Annotated in this window: 12 protein-coding genes; 8 read left to right on the top strand and 4 right to left on the bottom strand. The window is 40.8% G+C overall.

Annotation, left to right across the window (positions count from 1 at the left end; all coding sequences use genetic code 11):
* On the bottom strand, positions 1-1,244 hold a 1,244-nt coding region (locus CDG76_RS33525), incomplete at its 3' end, for a single-stranded-DNA-specific exonuclease RecJ (protein ID WP_190241066.1).
* Between the two features lie 257 nt (positions 1,245-1,501).
* On the bottom strand, positions 1,502-2,017 hold the full coding sequence (locus tag CDG76_RS33520) for a DM13 domain-containing protein (protein ID WP_094353147.1): 516 nt from the start codon (positions 2,015-2,017) through the stop codon (positions 1,502-1,504).
* An 842-nt stretch (positions 2,018-2,859) separates the two neighbouring features.
* Here CDG76_RS33520 and CDG76_RS33515 point away from each other — a divergent pair.
* From CDG76_RS33515 to CDG76_RS33485, 6 genes are all read left to right on the top strand, one after another.
* A complete protein-coding gene (locus tag CDG76_RS33515; protein ID WP_094353146.1) occupies positions 2,860-4,128 on the top strand; it encodes a GAF domain-containing sensor histidine kinase in 1,269 nt (422 codons plus the stop codon).
* Positions 4,129-4,267: 139 nt separating this feature from the next.
* Positions 4,268-4,705, top strand: coding sequence for a thermonuclease family protein (locus CDG76_RS33510; RefSeq protein ID WP_223265499.1), 438 nt, complete (start codon positions 4,268-4,270; stop codon positions 4,703-4,705).
* Between the two features lie 502 nt (positions 4,706-5,207).
* Complete coding sequence (locus tag CDG76_RS33500; protein ID WP_094353145.1) at positions 5,208-6,482, top strand: DUF4331 domain-containing protein; 1,275 nt, start codon at positions 5,208-5,210, stop codon at positions 6,480-6,482.
* Between the two features lie 5 nt (positions 6,483-6,487).
* On the top strand, positions 6,488-7,900 hold the full coding sequence (locus CDG76_RS33495) for a tetratricopeptide repeat protein (protein WP_094353144.1): 1,413 nt from the start codon (positions 6,488-6,490) through the stop codon (positions 7,898-7,900).
* Positions 7,897-9,384 carry a nickel/cobalt transporter gene (locus CDG76_RS33490; protein WP_094353143.1) on the top strand — a complete coding sequence of 496 codons (1,488 nt, stop codon included), beginning with the start codon at positions 7,897-7,899 and terminating at the stop codon, positions 9,382-9,384. Before CDG76_RS33495 ends, CDG76_RS33490 begins: the two co-directional genes overlap by 4 nt.
* 6 nt (positions 9,385-9,390) lie before the next feature.
* A complete protein-coding gene (locus CDG76_RS33485; protein WP_223265498.1) occupies positions 9,391-10,155 on the top strand; it encodes a hypothetical protein in 765 nt (254 codons plus the stop codon).
* A gap of 432 nt (positions 10,156-10,587) precedes the next feature.
* Here the strand turns inward: CDG76_RS33485 and CDG76_RS33480 are convergent, their stop codons facing one another.
* Both CDG76_RS33480 and CDG76_RS33475 read right to left on the bottom strand, forming a co-directional pair.
* Positions 10,588-12,792: an ATP-binding protein gene (locus tag CDG76_RS33480; RefSeq protein ID WP_094353142.1), complete on the bottom strand. Its 2,205-nt coding sequence runs from the start codon at positions 12,790-12,792 to the stop codon at positions 10,588-10,590.
* Positions 12,793-13,307: 515 nt separating this feature from the next.
* The gene (locus CDG76_RS33475) at positions 13,308-14,345 is read right to left on the bottom strand and encodes a threonine aldolase family protein (protein WP_094353141.1); all 1,038 of its coding nucleotides are present in this window, start codon (positions 14,343-14,345) and stop codon (positions 13,308-13,310) included.
* Positions 14,346-14,999: 654 nt separating this feature from the next.
* Between CDG76_RS33475 and CDG76_RS33470 the strand changes: the two genes are divergently transcribed.
* A complete protein-coding gene (locus tag CDG76_RS33470) occupies positions 15,000-15,782 on the top strand; it encodes an ABC transporter ATP-binding protein (protein ID WP_094353140.1) in 783 nt (260 codons plus the stop codon).
* Positions 15,783-15,876: 94 nt separating this feature from the next.
* Entirely contained in the window at positions 15,877-17,391 is a 1,515-nt protein-coding gene (locus CDG76_RS33465; protein WP_223265497.1) for an MlaD family protein, read from the top strand.
* Positions 17,392-18,124 lie beyond the last annotated feature (733 nt).

The following is an 18,124-nucleotide window of genomic DNA, read 5'->3' as shown; positions in this document are numbered from 1 at the left end:
CCCTGCTCCCTGCCCCCTACTCCCTGCTCCCCTGCTCCTTCCGTACTCAACAAAATTGTCGGGCGTCCAGTTTCTTGTGCTATCTGTCCGGCGACTAAGCCCAATACACCCGCAGGCCATTGGGCATCTTCTAGGACAATGACGCTGGTAGTTGATAAATCTAGTTGAGTAAGTTTTTGCGCCACTTGTGCTTGCACATCTTTTTGTAAAGATTTGCGGCGGGCGTTGGCGAGTTCTGTAACTTCGGCGAGTTCGTTACAACGTTTGACATCGCGACTAGTTAATAATTCCACGCAGAAACTGGCATCCCCTTGGATGCGACTAACGGCGTTAATTCTTGGCCCCAAACCAAAGGAAATATCTGTGGGGCGATCGCCACTTTTCTGGCACAATTCTAATAATCTTCCTACCCCTGGCCGCCGCCGTGCTGCTGCTGGCTGTTTAAAATCTTCTTGCAGTCGTTGAATTCCCATCTGTGCTAAGTAGCGGCAATCTCCACTTAACTGCACTAAGTCGGCAATTAATCCGACTGCAACTAAATCTAATAAATCCTCTAACGGATATTTTGCAATATTGGGCAAGCTTTGATATAGTGCTTCCACCAACTTATAAGCTACCGCCACCCCAGAAAGATTAAATAACTGATGTTCTTTTGGAAAATAGCGGGGATTGATAATTGCTGCGACGGGTGGGCGTTCGGCTGGTAAAGTGTGATGGTCTGTAACTATTACATCTATACCTAACTGTTTAGCATAGATAATTTCCTCAACATTTGTGCTACCTGTATCGCAAGTAACAATTAATTTGCAACCTTGTTTTGCTAAGTTATCAATTCCTTGATTATTAAGTCCGTGAGATTCTTTCAGGCGATTGGGAATGTAGTAAACTAACTGAGTATTTTGAGCATAAAACTGCCCCAATCCATCCCAAAGTACCGATGTAGCGGTAATCCCGTCGGCATCGAAGTCTCCCCAAATGGCGATTTTTTCTTTAGTATTATACGCTTGTTGCAACCGTGCGATCGCCAGATGCATTTCTTGCCCAAACTCAAAGGGACTTGCTGGTTGATAAACTTTATAGTTGATAAAAGCTGTTAATTGTTGACGATCTTTAATACCGCGTTGCCACAACAACTGCGCTGCATAGAGTCCATTTGATGCAGGTGTATACTGTTTCACTGCTTGGATAAACCACTCTGGTGGTTGTTCAGTTGCTGTTATAGTCCACTGCTGTTGTTCTGGCATACAAACAAAGTTAGGATTTAGAAGTTAAAACTCTTCAAATACAATGATAATTTGTAAATCCGTGGAGTTGACCTTTAGAAGAGTGAAGAAAGGTTCTAGGAATTGCTCAGATAATCTGATCGTCAAGCTGAAATTTTAATTCTACCTCTTGAATAGAGAAAGTTTCATCTTTGTGACTATGAATGTGAGAAAGTGTAAAGTTTTATAGCTGAATAGCGATTCCCCGATCTCTACTCTCCGTGATTGTTTAGTTAATTTTAACTACTCAACTTAGCAGCACCAAAAGTAGCATTGAACTTGCGACACCAGATAGCGGCAGATTTGTAATCTGCTAAATTGATATTGTTAGGAATAGAATATGTTTGAGCGCCGCTATATTTTTTTAAGGGAGCAAGAATGATATAATCTCCATTTTTTAAAGAATAAGCCGGTGGTTTAGTTGAAGCAATTACATTATCTGAACGATGCAAAATTACGACTAAATCCGGGCCTGATTCCGAGGTTTTAAACGATTGTCCAAGCTCTAAAAATGATTTACTGTCTTTGGTAGTAATACTGACTGTTCCTTGAGTTGTCTGTTCTCCAGAAACAAAAGTACCTGACTTCTGAGATTGTACCGAAGGGGTTAAAGACTTTGCCGGAGTTGAAGATTTGGGAACAGATGTATTCACTGCGATCGCAACTTTTTTAGACTCATTATTTGATACTTCTCGAACACAGCTAATCATGACAAGAGAAGACAAAATTAGTATTGATAAGTTTTTGATTTTCATAATCAACAATATAGGTTTTTAATTGAGCTTTAAACTAATTATTGCTTACATAATGAGTCTAAAACTTATGGATATCTAAGAGGTTGTTTGAAAAATAGTATGTTGTGATTTTAATCGAATTATTACCCCCCTTATAAGCAGGGCTGATTCATTCCCCAAAGAGCTTGAAAAATCAAGGGTTCTAGCGATTAAAAATTAGTTATTTTGTTACTAGCGTGCCGATTAAACCAACTATTTTACTGATATTTCAGTGCTTAAATGTTCATCTCTTCGTCACGCTTACTTACAATTTTCTTGCTAACCATCTTGACAAATCCTGTTTGAAATGGAATGAATCAGCCCTGCCCTTATAAAGGGAAACAATAAAATCCAGTTCCCTCCCCTTTATAAGGGGAGGGTTAGGGTGGGGTAAAAAAATTTTACACATCAATCATGACTTTTCAAACATCCTCTAAGGATTAATCTCCAAAAAGCTGATATTTTGTTTAGAAAGTTCTTATGGATTTCTCAGCAAAATCTAAACTTTCAGTCTGCAAGCATTTAGGTATAAATAAATACGATTTTATTATCGTAAACTAACAGACTGAAATCAACCAAGCATAATTTTCTAGAATTATTTAACTTTGCTTACAATGATACCGCTTATTTTTACCTATTTAATTCTTGTATAAATTTAAATTTAGTCAAGTAAAATTTCATAATTTTGTTGTATACAAATAGCAGATGTCTCTAGTAGAATCTTTCTATCAACTCACATCTTGCTTGCATCTAAACGATTAGAATCGCAGCTAGCCAAACCAAGCTTGCGGAAACAGGCTTCAAAACCCATGCAATAGGCATCCATGAGCAAAACCAGTGATGACGAAATGTTGTTGCACAAGCAAACTTGGCATCGTGAACGGCAAATAATAGCACGTTTATCTTCTTTGAACTATCGAACTGGCGAACTGGGTAGCTATTTGCACAACATTGCTTGCGGAGTCAGCGAACTCATTGGAGTTGATTGGACAGTTGTTACCTTTTGCCAAGAGGGGTTTGAAACTGTTCTAGCCAGTAGCCTTGAAATGGGCGAAGGCGAACATGTTTATTCACTACATGGTTTACTGACTGGTACTGTTATCAAAATGGGTCAATCATTAGCAGTAGAAGATGTTCAAAAATACCCAGAGTATGGACAGGCTCCAGAAGGTTATTGTGCATATTTAGGGATACCATTGCGGACTGCTGAAAGTGAAGTGATTGGTACTATCTGTTCTTTTAACCATCTAGCACGTGATTTTACAAAAGAAGACATCCAAATTGTGGAATTATTTGCTGAACGAGCTGCAACAGCAATTGACAACTATCATCTCTATCAACAACAGTGCAAATTTAATCATATTCTAGAAGCTGAAGTAGAAAAGCGCACCGCAGAATTAGAAGCAGCCCAAGCCAAGCTTTTAGAGCAGGAAAGACTAGCAGCAATTGGTGAATTTGCCGCTATTATTGTGCATGAAATTCGTAATCCCCTGACTACAATGATTATGGGATTGAAATATTTCCGAAAAACCATTTTAACTGAATCTGCTCAAGAACGATTAGCGTTGGCACTGGGCGAAGCTAGTCGTTTAGAACGTCTATTAAGTGAAATTTTGCTCTATGCCAAGCCTCAAGTGTTGCAACTTTATGAATTGGACGTGAATGAATTTATTCATGAGTTGCTTGTATGCATTAGTGAAATGCCAGAAGCTCTAGAACGACAAATTGAATTTATTCCGGCATCGCCTACGGTAAAAATCTTGGGAGATAAGGACAAACTTAAACAAGTATTTATCAACATTGTTCGCAATGCTTGCGAAGCAGTTGCAGCAGAACATATTGTTAAATTGAAAGTAGATTGTTCCCATACAGATAAAGTTTGCATTAATGTCCATAATGGCGGTGAGCCAATTCCATCGGAAGTTATCACCAAACTTTTTCAGCCATTCTTCTCTACAAAACCTTGTGGCACTGGGCTAGGACTTGCTATTAGTAAACGCATCGTCAATGCTCATAATGGGGAACTGTTAATCTCTTCTGACCTCTTGACAGGAACTACTGTGAGTGTTCAATTACCTGTAGTTATTAAATAAAGTTTTGATTGATATAAATGTCAGGTTTTGCAATGATAATATTTATTACTTTTATTTTGATTTGCAACTTGTGAGCTAAATCACACTAGCAACCTCAGCACTGAAATAAAATTCTATGTGTGCATAAAATATTACATATATGATGGAATTACTTCAACTAATGTTGGTGCTAGGTACAGTAGTTGGTGTTACAGATGGGAACACAATTTTGGTTAAAGATAATGCAGGACAAACAACTATAGTCAAGTTAGCGTGTATTAATGCACCAGAGGTAACTGACAAGCGCTATGGTTTAGCAGCAACACAAAGGCTAAAACAGCTATTACCACCTCAAACTCCTGTCGTGATTAGAAGCACAGAACAACTTAAAAATGGTCGTCCAGCGGGTGAAGTGTTTGTAGATAATCGGTCAGTAAATCTACTTTTGGTAGAGTCAGGTAATGCCGTCGTTGACCAAGAATCTTTACAAAATTGCTATGAGAGCAAAACCAAATTTTTAATTGCAGAAGCTAATGCTAAAAATAAGCATTTGGGTTTGTGGCAACAATCGAAATTGCCAATGAACACTAGCTTTTAAAAGCAGGGTTTAAACTTTTTATTACCAAGCCAATTGATCCAATAAAACTTGTGGATAAGGTGGTTGAAACCTTAAAAACCTAATTACTCCACGTTCTTCGGCTGGGATTTTTCCAGATACCAGAAAGTATTGTCACTTTAAAACGCCTATTGAAAAACGCAAGTCTAAAGAAATTGTCAAGCACAGGCAGGGTAAAAGACATTTCCGCACTTGATAAGTAACATAGATATTAATCAATGCCCTCAGAGATTTTATGAGGGCTTTATTGATGGAAATCAGCATAAGTAATCAAAAAGTCAGAATGGAATTTTTATTCCTTAGCAGAAAATCAATATAGACAAGGGTGAGCAAGAAATGAGCAAGTTTTGGTCTGGAAAGTGAGTAGTAAGAGCAAATAAGCTGTGAAGCGCTTCGGTAATATCCGCAGTCTTTTTTGAAATCCAAATCAACTTGCTATTTCCACACCAATCAGTAGAGGCTAAACACCTCAAGAAGGGCAACTATGAGAATAAATGCTCGGAGTATTACGTCTTTTATAGCAACTGAAGGCAGGTTACTCATAGATAAAGCAGTCCAAAATATGGTATTTCTTTCCATCAAGCGATCGCTATATTGGACTAAAGCGACTCATTTTTTTCGTCCCCTAGTGGCATTTGTCGCTATTTTGCTCATAGTCCTAACCTATGCAACCCCTAAAGCTTTGGCTTCAGACCACCAAGACACAACTTTTCTAGCTACTAAGCTGACTGCTGCGGATCTCACAGATTTGTATGTGTTTGAGAGTCCGACAAACTCCAAAAATGTTGTCTTGGTGATGGACTTCGACCCTCTGATCGTTTCTGGTGAAAAAAGACCATTCGATCCAAACGTTCTTTATCAGTTCAAGATTGATAACACTGGCGACAGTATTGAAGATGTCGTACTCCAATTCAATATAAATGGTAAAGGCTCACACCAAACTGTCACAGTCCGCGGCCCATGTCGTCCAACCACAGTAGGAACAGAGTCAGCTTTGCTGCCAGTAACTTGGACAGGGCAACTCAACCAAACATTCGCCGCATATAACGGCATGAAGTTCTTTGTTGGCACACGCAAAGACCCGTTCTTTTTCGATTTGGAACAGTTCTTTAAAATCATCCCGGATCGGAACTATAGCCTTCAGCCTAATCCTAGCCCTCCCTTCACAGTTCTTACCTTTAGATCACCTGGACAAGCAAAAGACACCCTAGCCCCATTCAATGTCCACTCAATTATTGTCGAGCTACCCAGGAAACTGCTTGGTAAAGGTAAGATTGGTGCTTGGATGACAACTAGTGTTAAAACTCCTAGACTCAGAAATGGGCATTTTGCTCAGATTGAGCGGTTAGCAGTTCCAGCCCTGAATGAACTTTTTATGGACTTTAAAGCTCATAATAATAGTAATCTTCAGACACCAACAAAAGACGCTAGCAATCAATCCCAATTCATTCAAGCCTTTGTGAAAGCGATCGGCAGACCTAAAGGGATTGCTGATGCAGTTATCTCAGTAGCAATTCCTGATGTGATCCAAGCTGACCTTTCTAAACCTAGCGGTAGTTATTTTGGTACTCAGTTAGGCAACAATTTTGGTGGTAGAAGACCAAAAGATGACGTAATCGATGTAACAGCATCTGTTGTCTTTGGTGATGCAGTTACAGGCATTTCTACAGGCCAAATTCCGGGGCTGACTAGCGATAATGTTGCGCCTAATAATGCTAACTTTCTTTCTGAGTTCCCTTATTTAGGTAATCCTTTGTAAGGTTTATGCATCTACGAATACTATGGGTGTTAGTGCTGACTAGCCTACTGGTTTTACTAAGACCCTGTGATACACAAGCGCTAAGTTTAGACTACACCAATGGATTAGTAGACACATATTCCTCTACCGTGCAACTGCTGACTGTTAATTCTAGGCAGATATTACCAGTTCAGCAGTCAGATTTAGTATTCCCCGATTATTTACAGCGATCGCACATTATCAGCGTCTATGAGCAGAAAGTTGCTCAATCTCCCGATTCCTCAATATTTTTACGTCTGTTAGCCGATCAATACTTGAGACGCTTTCGAGAAATTGGAGATATAGACGATGTGTTACGAGCAGAACAAGCGGCACGTAGATCCCTGGCACTACAGCCGCGCCATAATGAGGTTTCTTCCATGCTCTTAGCATCAGCTTTACTATCTCAACACCAATTTCGAGAAGCTTTAGATGTGTTAAATAATTCATCTGTTGATAATCCCAATATTGTCTCGCTGAGGGCATCGATTCAGATGGAGTTGGGCGACTATGAAGCAACTCATCATCTATTGCAGAACCTTGCTGAGGAAGAATCAAACTCTGGTCATAACGCGGTTGTCGCCCGTTACTTAGAGTTAACTGGCAATCTAGCCTCGGCACGGCAACTGCTAGATGAGGCTATGCAGGAGATGGACTCTTTCTACACGACGAGCGCAGAAACCCGTGCTTGGTTTCATGTGCGGACTGGGGATCTGGCTTTTGCAGCCGGAGATTTTGCCCTGTCTGAGCAGCGATATCGGGAGAGCTTTGACCTCTTCCCACGGCATCTAGCTGCGTTTACAGGGCTGGCCCGCCTCTATGCGGCACAGCATCGCTGGCAGGATGTTCTAAATATCGCAAACCAGGGTATAGAACTGATGCCGTTGGTAGAAACGCTGGGGTATAAGGCTGATGCTCTACTAGCTCTGGGAGATCAAAAAGGCGCAGCTGAAACTGAAGATTTAATCGCAGTAGTAGCTTACCTGAGCAAGGTTAAAGGAATCTACGATCGCGCTTTGGCAGTTTACTACACCGAACATGGAATTCATTTAACAGAGGCGCTAGAGATTGCCCGTAGTGAAGTAGCAGTGCGAGACGATGTATATGCAGAGGATACTTTGGCTTGGGCAGCTGCGGCTAATGGGGAATGGCAAGAAGCGCAAAGGGCAGCACAACGGGCAACTCGCTTCGGAACCGAGGATGCTTTGCTGCAATTTCATGCTGGCATGATTGCACTTCACTTAGGTAATCGTGAGGAAGCAATAAAGCGATTAACTCAAGCTGTTAACCTCAATCCTCAATTTCATCACAAGTATGCTGATGAAGCTCGTCAAGTCTTGGCTAACTTAGTACCCTCTGTCTCTTTTCCCACTGCTAACGCTATAGGGAGTTCTTTATGAAAAAGCTGCTACATTACTTGACTTGGAGTACTGCAATCATCGCAATATGTTTATTTTGGATGCCGAGGGCAGATGCTCATCCTTTAGGCAATTTCACCATCAATCACTACGCAGGAGTGCAAGTAGCACCAGATGGTGTGGGAATTGATTATGTTCTAGACATGGCAGAGATTCCGGCTTTTCAGGAGATTAATCACTTAGATACCAATCGCGATCGCAAAGCTGAACCTATAGAGACGGTTCAATACCCTAACCAAAAATGCCAAGAAGTCAACTCACACCTAGAACTGTTGATCAATAAACAGCCTTTAGCACTTTCTTTGATCAAATCAACAGTCGAATTTCCTCCAGGTGTCGGAGGATTATCTACACTGCGGCTGAGTTGTAACTTTCAGGGGACAAGAGAGTTAGTAGGCGCGAATCAATTAATCGAGTTTGAAGATCAATTTTATCCACAGCGCTTAGGTTGGCGTGAAATTACTGTCGCTACAAATGGTGTTCCCATTCAAGGTGATTTTACTTCTTTGAGTATCACCAACCGCTTGAGAGATTACCCCACTGAGTTACTCAGCAGTCCTCTCGACCAGCGTCGGATTGACTTTAAACTCAATCCGTCTCTGACATCGAGTGAACAAGCGTCTCCACCGTCTGTTAAATCATTCAGCCGTTTAGATAATGCTTTGACAGGAAGAAGTAACGATGTCTTTACTAGTCTAATTACCCAGGAAAATCATAACTTCCTGACTATTGTAATAGCTCTAGCGATCGCCTTTTTATGGGGTGGTTTACACGCCCTGTCCCCTGGTCATGGAAAAACGATAGTTGGTGCTTATTTGGTGGGTTCCCGCAGTAATGCCCAACACGCCCTATTCCTGGGGCTGATTATGACGATTACCCATACTGCTGGTATATTTGCTCTCGGTCTGGTCACTCTTGGCACATCCCAGTTTATCTTGACAGAGCAATTGTACCCTTGGTTAAGTGTAGTCTCTGGTGTGCTGGTAACTGTAATTGGTCTGAATTTGTTTATCAGTCGATTGCAAAAGACTCAGGTATCTCATTCACATGACCATGTACACAGTCATCAACACAGCCACGGCTTGCATCATCATCACAACCATGTACATCATGAGCATTCACATTTGCCTGACGGTGATCTAACTTCCATGAAGTGGTCTAGCCTATTAGCGCTGGGAATATCGGGCGGCTTGTTACCTTGTCCTTCAGCCTTAGTAGTGTTGCTGAGTGCGATCGCAATGGGACGAGTTGGCTTTGGATTAGCGCTAGTATCTGCCTTTAGCTTAGGTCTAGCAGCAGTACTAACTGGAATCGGCTTAATGCTAGTCTACGCCAAAAATCGGTTTGAGCATTTGCCACTCCAGATCCCCAGGATCAAGATGTTACCCGTAGCAAGTGCCTTATGTATCACCCTAATTGGCTTAGGTATTACTTCACAGGCTTTGCTCGCTCATCCCTGGAACTAGATGAAAGTGCAATCATACAAAGCACTCAGTTTTGTAAAAACAACCCTGAACAACTATATGTCACAAGCAATTAAAGAATCCATCGTCTCAGAAAACAATCTATCTCATCGCTCTAGCAAGTTTTCACAAACAGCCAAGCTTAAGAGCTTAAGTAAGCGTTCATTTAATTTTTGGCAAAAATCGCTAAGACGCTTAATCCCTATTGCCTCTGCTGCAATCGGTCTATCTGTAAGTGTTATTTTGCCATCTGAGGCATCCACCATTTCATATTCTGGTGACACAACAAACGCACCAACTTTTAACCGTCCTCAAACGGAAGGGTTTGAAGGTGGTACAAACCCACCCACATTTCTTTCTAGTAATGGCATCGCCGTTCCTTATTACAGCCAGCCTTTCTTAGTTGATACTACTGGCTTGTATGATGTTGTAGGTTCTCAAAACTTCCTGGGCATCCAGTTCTTGTACCAAAACAGCTTCAACCCAACTACCCCATTAGTTGATTTACTCAGTGGAAATGATCCTTTCCCAGATGAAGGCACATCTGGTTTTAGTGGCTTAAGCTTAACTGCCAATAATCAATATTTCTTAGTCACTACTGGATTTGACAATAGCAATAACAGTTTTGGTACTTTTACCAATACCATTACAGGCCCTGGCAATATTACACTTGTCCCCGAACCTTCTTCAATCGCCAGCACCATAGTCTTTGGGATTCTTGGTAGCACCTTAATACTAAAGCGCAAACTAAAAAAGCTAACATCTGTCAACTAAACTCCAAATGAATCACCCAGATTCATTACTTATACCAATTCTCTGTAAACTTGCATTTAATAACTAATTTATTTGCGTACTTTGCGGTTCTTGGAATAAATATTAAGTGCATCTTAATGAATAATTGGTATTAACTTAACGGGCAATCACCCGTTATGGGCTGAATATAAACTCCCAAAAGTAGCAATAACTAAGGATAGTCGTAATCTATCTAATTAATTGCTAGTTGTATATGATGAGTCTGTCAGAAAATCTGATTTTGAGGAAAATATGAAACGATTTATCTTCATTTCTTTAATAACTGCTTTGTGCATAATAGGCTACTTTGAAATTAGCTTGTCACAGGCTGAAAAACTTTTTTGGCTGAATTTGAGTCTTTGAAATTCTCCCTGACGAAATCATTTCGCACTCCGCACTCATAGTTTTCGCTGATTAGCTAATTTCTCTTTGCCATAAAATATCTGTAACTCTCGTCATCCCAGCTTTGAGATGGCGGCGATAGGTACTGAAAGGCAAATCTAGTAACTCAGCTGCTTGTTCTTGCGTGGGGGCGGGATTTAAATAAGTTCGATAAACAGCGCGGTAGAGTTTTTCATCACGCGGGGATGATTGTAAGGATTCAACTGCTTGTTTCACCAGATTTTGTAAAACGTTAATTCGTTCGCGTAGATGCCCATAATCCGGCTGCTCGGAGAGTTGCATGTCTTTTGGACTCCCGCTCATACTTGTTTTTGTGAAAATTTGTTCTTCCACGCTGCGCGAGAGTACTTCGTACACGCTTCGCGATCGCACTAAGGGATTATTCTGTAATGCATCGGGACAACTAAAGTTACGTAACGCATTCTGCACTGCCTCCACAAATTCTGGCTGACTAAGAACTAACAGAGGTTCACCGATTGGAGTATTGTCTACAGATTCTCCGTCAGTTGTAACCTCTTTTCGTGCCAAAATTTCCTTCCATGCGGCAGGCGACACAATTCGCCAGTCATGCCCATAAACACCATAGTGTCTTCCCCCAACTGTAAAATCAGTTTCAGAAAGTCGTGTTAAGTCGAAGTAGTTCAACATTGCTGTCCAATTATCTGCTTGGGCACAAGGTAGAAAGGTGTATGCTAACCCCGCTGTTTTCTGAAAATACTGGACAAAATTAATGAAAATTAGACTTTGGGTGGGGGAAACAGCTTGATAGGTGTCCCGCGCCATCCAGAAGCGGAAAATAGTTGCGCCTTCGCTAGGGCGTAATGGTGCATGGGTTTGGAGATATTGCCAAGATGCAAGAGCGCCTGGATCTGCACTCAAATCTTCAATAGTCGCTGTATGCAATGCCACCATCATGGCAAATCCCGCAGGTTCGGAGTGCAAGTCACGAAATACTACTACATTCTGCGGTTGGCGCTTCAACCAGTGATCTGCTATTTTTGCTGATTCTTCGCCTTCGTATTCTGCCACCATCCGCAGCAGTGCGGTTTTGTCACTTTCCCGTAGTGAGTCTGTCAATAAACTACTTTGCTCACCCCAGGTGAAACAGGATCGAATCGCCGAGTTATCCCGATGCAAAAAAATATAATCAAGTAGCACTCGATGCTTTTCTTGCCCTTGAGTTTGTTCTAGTCGTTTAGTATAATATTGACGCGCTCGGTGGTGTAATTCAGTGTAGAATTCCGAATTACGCCAACGCAAGTCAGCAATTAAAACTTCGCGTGCTAAATCGTGGGGAAATAAACCCAATTGCCCTGATTCGATAAACGACAGTCCGCGCAACCACTCAAATAAATCGTGAACATCAAGTATTTCCCCTAAAGAATGAGCTTCACCAGCCAAAGTATTTTGAGGCACAGCCAATATTTGATTTAGTGCGGCTTCGGTAGTCAGTCGGATCACCGCACAAGCTTCTAAAGCGATACGGTGTAGGGGTGTTGGTACTTCTTTTATGAATCTTGACAACAGTGTTTTAACAATATTGGGAGCAGATTCTGCTTGAAAAGAGATTTCTTTTCCCTGAGCAAACATTTCAGCAACCAAAGATAATGCTAGAGGATGTCCGTGGGTAAAATTTAGAATCGCCTGGTGTTGTGTGGTGGGAATATCTTGTGTGGTGAGATAAGTTTGACTTTCTTCTGGGGTCAGGTTGCGTAAAGGCAAGGTGTGCATCAAAGCTTGCCAACCTGGATCGCTATACCAACCAGATGAGGGGGGATTGCGTCCAGCAATCACAATTAAGGTATTAACAGACAAATGGGGTAAGAATACTTCTCGCAACCATTCATCTAGCTGGATAATAGCTTCATAGGTATCAATTAAAATTACATTCCGTTCTTCTCTTTGGGCTAGCAGATGCAAAGGAGAATCTGATTCATTCAATCCCATCAACGAATGCAATGTGCTAACAAAAGATTCGGGCGCAGCTTCTATATTACGTCCTTCTACGTAGATAGTTGATATTTTTGACCGTTCACAAAACCGCAAAAACTGCTGCATGAGGGTTGTCTTGCCCACACCACCAGGGCCAAAGACGTGCAAAATGTGAAAAGGTAATTCTCTTGATGCGATCGCATCAAGAAATAGCTCCAGTTCCCGCCCACGTCCCACGAATTTGCGATTTCGTTCTGCACTTAGTCGCTGTAATAGAGATGTCATTGGCATCCCTTCCTTAAATTTTACGTAGGATTACTGTTTTAAAGTATGAAGGATATTTTTGATTTATAAAATCTACTTTGATAAAATTTATAAATTTGATATACAAGCTTAAAGGCGCAATAAGTAGGTGGGCGCTAAAAAAATACAACTAGATTAATAAATTTAAATCGCTTAAAAGCTTATATACAAAGCATTTCTGACACTTTTTATACGTTTACACAGTTCGGTTTAATTGTGCCTACCTACTTACTAGCGAACCAGTATTAGATAACCTTGTTAGTAGCATTGGTTTGGCTCCCCCAATTGCGACTGGTACAACCCAGCAAAAGTATTGCAAGGTCGCACCTAAAAGAAACGCTTGTGCAACAATACTTTACACTTTATCTATTTCTTACCTTTTTCTGTTAGACCTGACTTTTCCACATCTCGTGAAAAGTCAGATTTAATGGTGGGGTGCAATGACTATGGGAATCATAACTAACTTATGCGGAGATGATACAAGTAGGCTAAGTCGCTTACTTTTTTGCGTTTTTAATATCACCAATCAACTCATCAATCCTTGATTGAGTAGTGTTCCAAGAACACATAAAACGTACTCCTCCCACACCAATAAATGTATAAAACTGCCAATTCTTAGCTTTTAAGCTGTGAATGACTTCTTCAGGTAATTTCACAAATACGGCGTTGGCTTCTCTAGGAAACATCAAGTCAACACCTTCTATGTTTAATAGTTGATTTTCTAAGTATTCAGCACATTGATTAGCATGTCTGGCATTTTTTAGCCAAGCACCAGTTTCCAATAAACCCAACCAAGGAGCCGAAATAAACCGCATTTTTGAAGCTAGCTGGCCTGCTTGCTTGCATCGATAATCAAAATCTTCTGCTAGCGCTTTATTGAAGAAAAGAATGGCTTCACCTAATGCCATTCCATTCTTGGTACCACAAAAACACAATACATCCACCCCAGTTTTCCAAGTAATTTCAGCAGGGCTTTTATTCATAGCGGCAACTGCATTTGCAAAACGAGCGCCATCCATGTGAATCTTTAAGTTATATTTGTTTGCAACTTCTTTAATACTTAAAAGTTCTTCAATAGAATATAAAGTTCCTAATTCAGTTGATTGTGTAATACTAATAACTTTAGGTTTGGGATAATGAATGTCAGTACGTTTGAGAACAATCGATTCTATAGACTCTGATGTTAATTTGCCATTTTTACCGTGCGCAAGTAGCAGTTTAGAGCCATTAGATGCAAATTCAGGTGCGCCACATTCATCTGTTTCTATGTGAGATGTCTCATGACAAATGACGCTGTGATATGACTGGCAAAGAGCAGCTAAAGATAAAGAATTTGCGGCTGTGCCGTTAAAGGTAAAAAATACTTCACAATCAATTTCAAAGAGTTCCCGAAAATAATCTGTTGCTTTTTGAGTCCATTCATCATTTCCATAAGCTGGAACACTACCTTGATTTGCCCTAATCATATATTCCAGTGCTTCAGGACAAATACCAGAGGAATTATCACTTGCAAACTGTTCTAATTGGCTACTCATAATTTTTACTTTGATTTTTAACAGTAGTTGTTACAATACTAGTAAATAATTTTGGACTTTGCCAAATCCATTGGCGAGTAATGCTACTAACATTTCCAATTATTTACTAATTCTGCTAATTACAATAACTTTGGATAGCAGGAAGCTAACTTTTTTAGAGCCATAGTTAATAATTAATGAAAAACAAGGTTTTTGACTTATATAAAAAATAGCAAGTCTGAACCTTTTGGGTTTCACAACTTAAATCTGATTATCTATCTTGTATCAACCTGAGTAGTTATAAAGTTAAGTAGGATATTAATAATATATAAATGACTTTGCTGATGTCTACAGAAAACCGGAATCTTATTTTAACATCACTGAGATGTTTCATTACTACGGTGTCTTCGCCAGCCTTGCGTTGAGGGTATTTTGAGACGATAAACATCGTCAATAACTAAATATTATGCTAAAAAAATAAAGTTTGCTAATTAGAATGCTAATTATGTACTTATAATACACTATACAATGTACCACCAATAACTATGAAATCACTATTGGGCATATTTGTCCTTTGTTAGTTCTCAGTAGTCATTTGTTTATTTTCTACTGACTACTGACCAATGATCAATGACCAATACTTCGGCTGCGCTCAGTACAAGTGACTAATAACTAATGACTGAACCATTGATTGAACTGAAAGGTGTTTCTAAGTCCTTTGGTAGCCATAAAGTTCTAGATAATGTAGACTTGACCGTTTATCGGGGAGAAGCACTGGGTATTATTGGGCCATCAGGGACTGGGAAATCAACTATCTTACGAATACTTGCGGGGTTACTTAGTCCCGATGAAGGAGAAATTTATGTGCAAGGAGTGCGGCGAGACGGTTTGATTGAGGATGGTGGCCAGCAGGTTGGCATTGGTATGGTGTTTCAGCAGGCGGCGCTATTTGATTCGCTGACAGTAGAGGAAAATGTGGGATTTTTACTTTATCAAAATTCAAAGCTGTCGCGATCGCGCATCCGAGATTTGGTAGAAGAAAAATTGGAGATGGTAGGTTTGCCAGCAATAGGCCACCTCTACCCAGCCGAACTTTCCGGGGGAATGCGCAAACGGGTGAGTTTTGCCCGTGCGATTATGTCTAACCCTGATAATCCCAGTGAAGGGCCAGAAGTTCTACTATATGACGAACCAACAGCCGGACTCGATCCCATTGCCTCGACAGTCATCGAAGATTTAATCCGTCACTTGCAATGTTTAAATGGAGTTTGTAGTACTTATGCTGTTGTTACCCACCAGGACAGCACTATCCGCCGTACATCTGATAGACTTATATTTCTCTATGAAGGTAAAGTACAGTGGCAAGGTACAGTTAGTGAAATATACAACACAGAACATCCCTTGATCAGACAATTTATCAGTGGAAGTGTTAAAGGCCCGATTAAAGTCGCCGGTTAGAAACTTAAAAGCCAGGAGTAAAAAGTTAAATTTAACTACTAACTCCTAACTTTTAACACCTAATTGGTTATTGGTTGTTGGTGGAGGCAAAAAAATGCGAGGTCTTATGACAAGCCGCTTCGCGTCTGGGCGAACATTTAGAGAAGGTTCTGTGGGGTTATTACTCCTGCTAGGACTAGGGGTATTTGGATTACTCTTTCTGTGGTTAAATAGATTCACCGCTGCTGGCCGTTCATACAAAATTATTGTAGAATTTGCCAACGCTGGCGGAATGCAAAAGGGAGCAGCAGTTCGCTATCGTGGCGTTAAGGTAGGAACTATTTCCCATGTTCGACCAGGCCCAAATGCCATTGATGTAGAGATTGAAATTGCCCAAACTGACCTCATTATTCCCCGTAATGTAGTAGTGGAAGCTAATCAAAGCGGATTAATTAGCGAAAGTATTATCGACATCACACCAAAAGCAACCTTACCTACTGAGGTTGTGCTTGCTAAACCCCTAGATAAAAGTTGTGATACCAGTCTCATAGTTTGTAATGGCTCTCGGTTAAAAGGTCAGGTTGGTATCAGTGTCGATCAACTAATTCGTAGTTCAACTGAGCTAGCTGGTGCATACAACGATCCAAAATTTTATAGAAATGTCAATAGGGTTCTAGAAACTACCACAGGCGCAGCATCCAGTTTTAGTGAGCTAAGTCAGGATTTACAAGGTTTGACCAAAAGCCTGCAACTACAACTTAATACCTTTTCCGCTACGGCTAATTCAGTGCAACGGGCGACAAACCAACTTAATACATCCGCAAATCAAACAGTCAATAAATTCGGTGCAACTGCAACTCAAGCAAATCGGTTGCTGAATAACCTGGATAATTTGTTGACAACAAATCGTTCGACGCTGGTTGGTGCGTTGAACAATATCACCGAAACCAGTAACCAATTGCGTGTTACAGTCAGTAGCTTATCACCATCTGTCAATCGATTGACTCAAGGAGAATTACTCAACAATTTAGAAACGCTTTCAGCAAACGCAGCCCAAGCCTCAGCTAATTTACGCGATGCTTCTAAAACCTTAAACGATCCAAAAAATGCGGTGTTGCTGCAACAAACTTTAGATTCAGCACGAGTAACCTTTGAAAATACCCAAAAAATTACATCTGATTTAGATGAATTGACAGGCGATCCTAATTTCCGTAAAAATCTGCGGCAATTGGTGAATGGTTTAAGTGGTTTAGTATCTTCTACACAACAGATGCAGCAACAAGTGCAGGTTGCTACTACTCTAGATTCGGTAAAAGCTGCTGTGAGCAAACCAAAGAATCTAATTTCTACCCCAGCACCAACCCAACAAGCGATGTTTAATGACAAGTCGCTACCAGTCTACGAAAATAATCCCTCAATGGGTAATTTTGTAAGTACCGACACCGACCTTCAACCAAGTCTCAGTCCGTCTATCCCAAACTCATCCCAAGAAAACCTTTTGAAGCAGCTGCGGGAGTATGGCAAGCAACGGGAGCAACTGGAGACGGAGACAGAGGCTATACAGGTTGACCCTTCAGCTTCGCTCACTGCTGACCCTGAGCAAAGCCAAACTGTTGAAAATTTTAAGTAATATCATGTCCGCATAATTAGTTATGCTAACCACAGTCATTACACCCCACCCCCAACCCCTCCCCGCTCTTCGGGAGGGGAGACAAAGCGCAGCTTTGGCGGGGTGGGGTTCTTCGGGTTTAATAAGCAATCAAGCGGACATGATATAAGATATTTTACTGTCAGGTGAATGTGTTGAAGCTCATCGACACCACTCGGTATAACCTTGAAAGGTGTCGATTGTTTGCATAGTAGAGTTTTCAGGCTGCAAAACCCATTGCTTAGTCATACAGCAGATTTCAAGGAAAGTAAGGTACACAAGCTAAGTCTGTTACCCAGATATAAAGCGTGTTTTACTCCTGAATTCTGCTGTATAGGAATCCGATTTGATTCCTGAACAAATCTAAGTATAGGTAGTGGGGTGGCAAGCAAAAAAATTGTGCATTAGACGTAGGTTGGGTGGAGGCTTTGCGTAACCCAACATCCTGATATCTGTTGGGTTGCGCTCCGCTCCACCCAACCTACAATTTTTTATTGCAACATTTTAGCCTTGACACGCCACTACTGGCGTGTCAAGACTAAATTTGTGCATTAGCAAACTCTTGTGGGATGGGCTTCTAGCCCGTCCTAATTGGCGGGCAAGATGCCCGCCCCACAAGAAAATTTATTGCAACATTTTAGCCTTGACACGCCACTACAGTACCTAATTTTGTTCAAAAATCAAATAGTAATCCTATATCTTCCAAAACTCAAAT

It is taken from the genome of Nostoc sp. 'Peltigera membranacea cyanobiont' 210A (genome assembly GCF_002246015.1).
In the GTDB taxonomy this organism is placed as follows: domain Bacteria; phylum Cyanobacteriota; class Cyanobacteriia; order Cyanobacteriales; family Nostocaceae; genus Nostoc.
The sequence above is the reverse complement of the archived record's forward strand: the minus strand, read 5'-3'. Positions and strand labels throughout refer to the sequence as shown.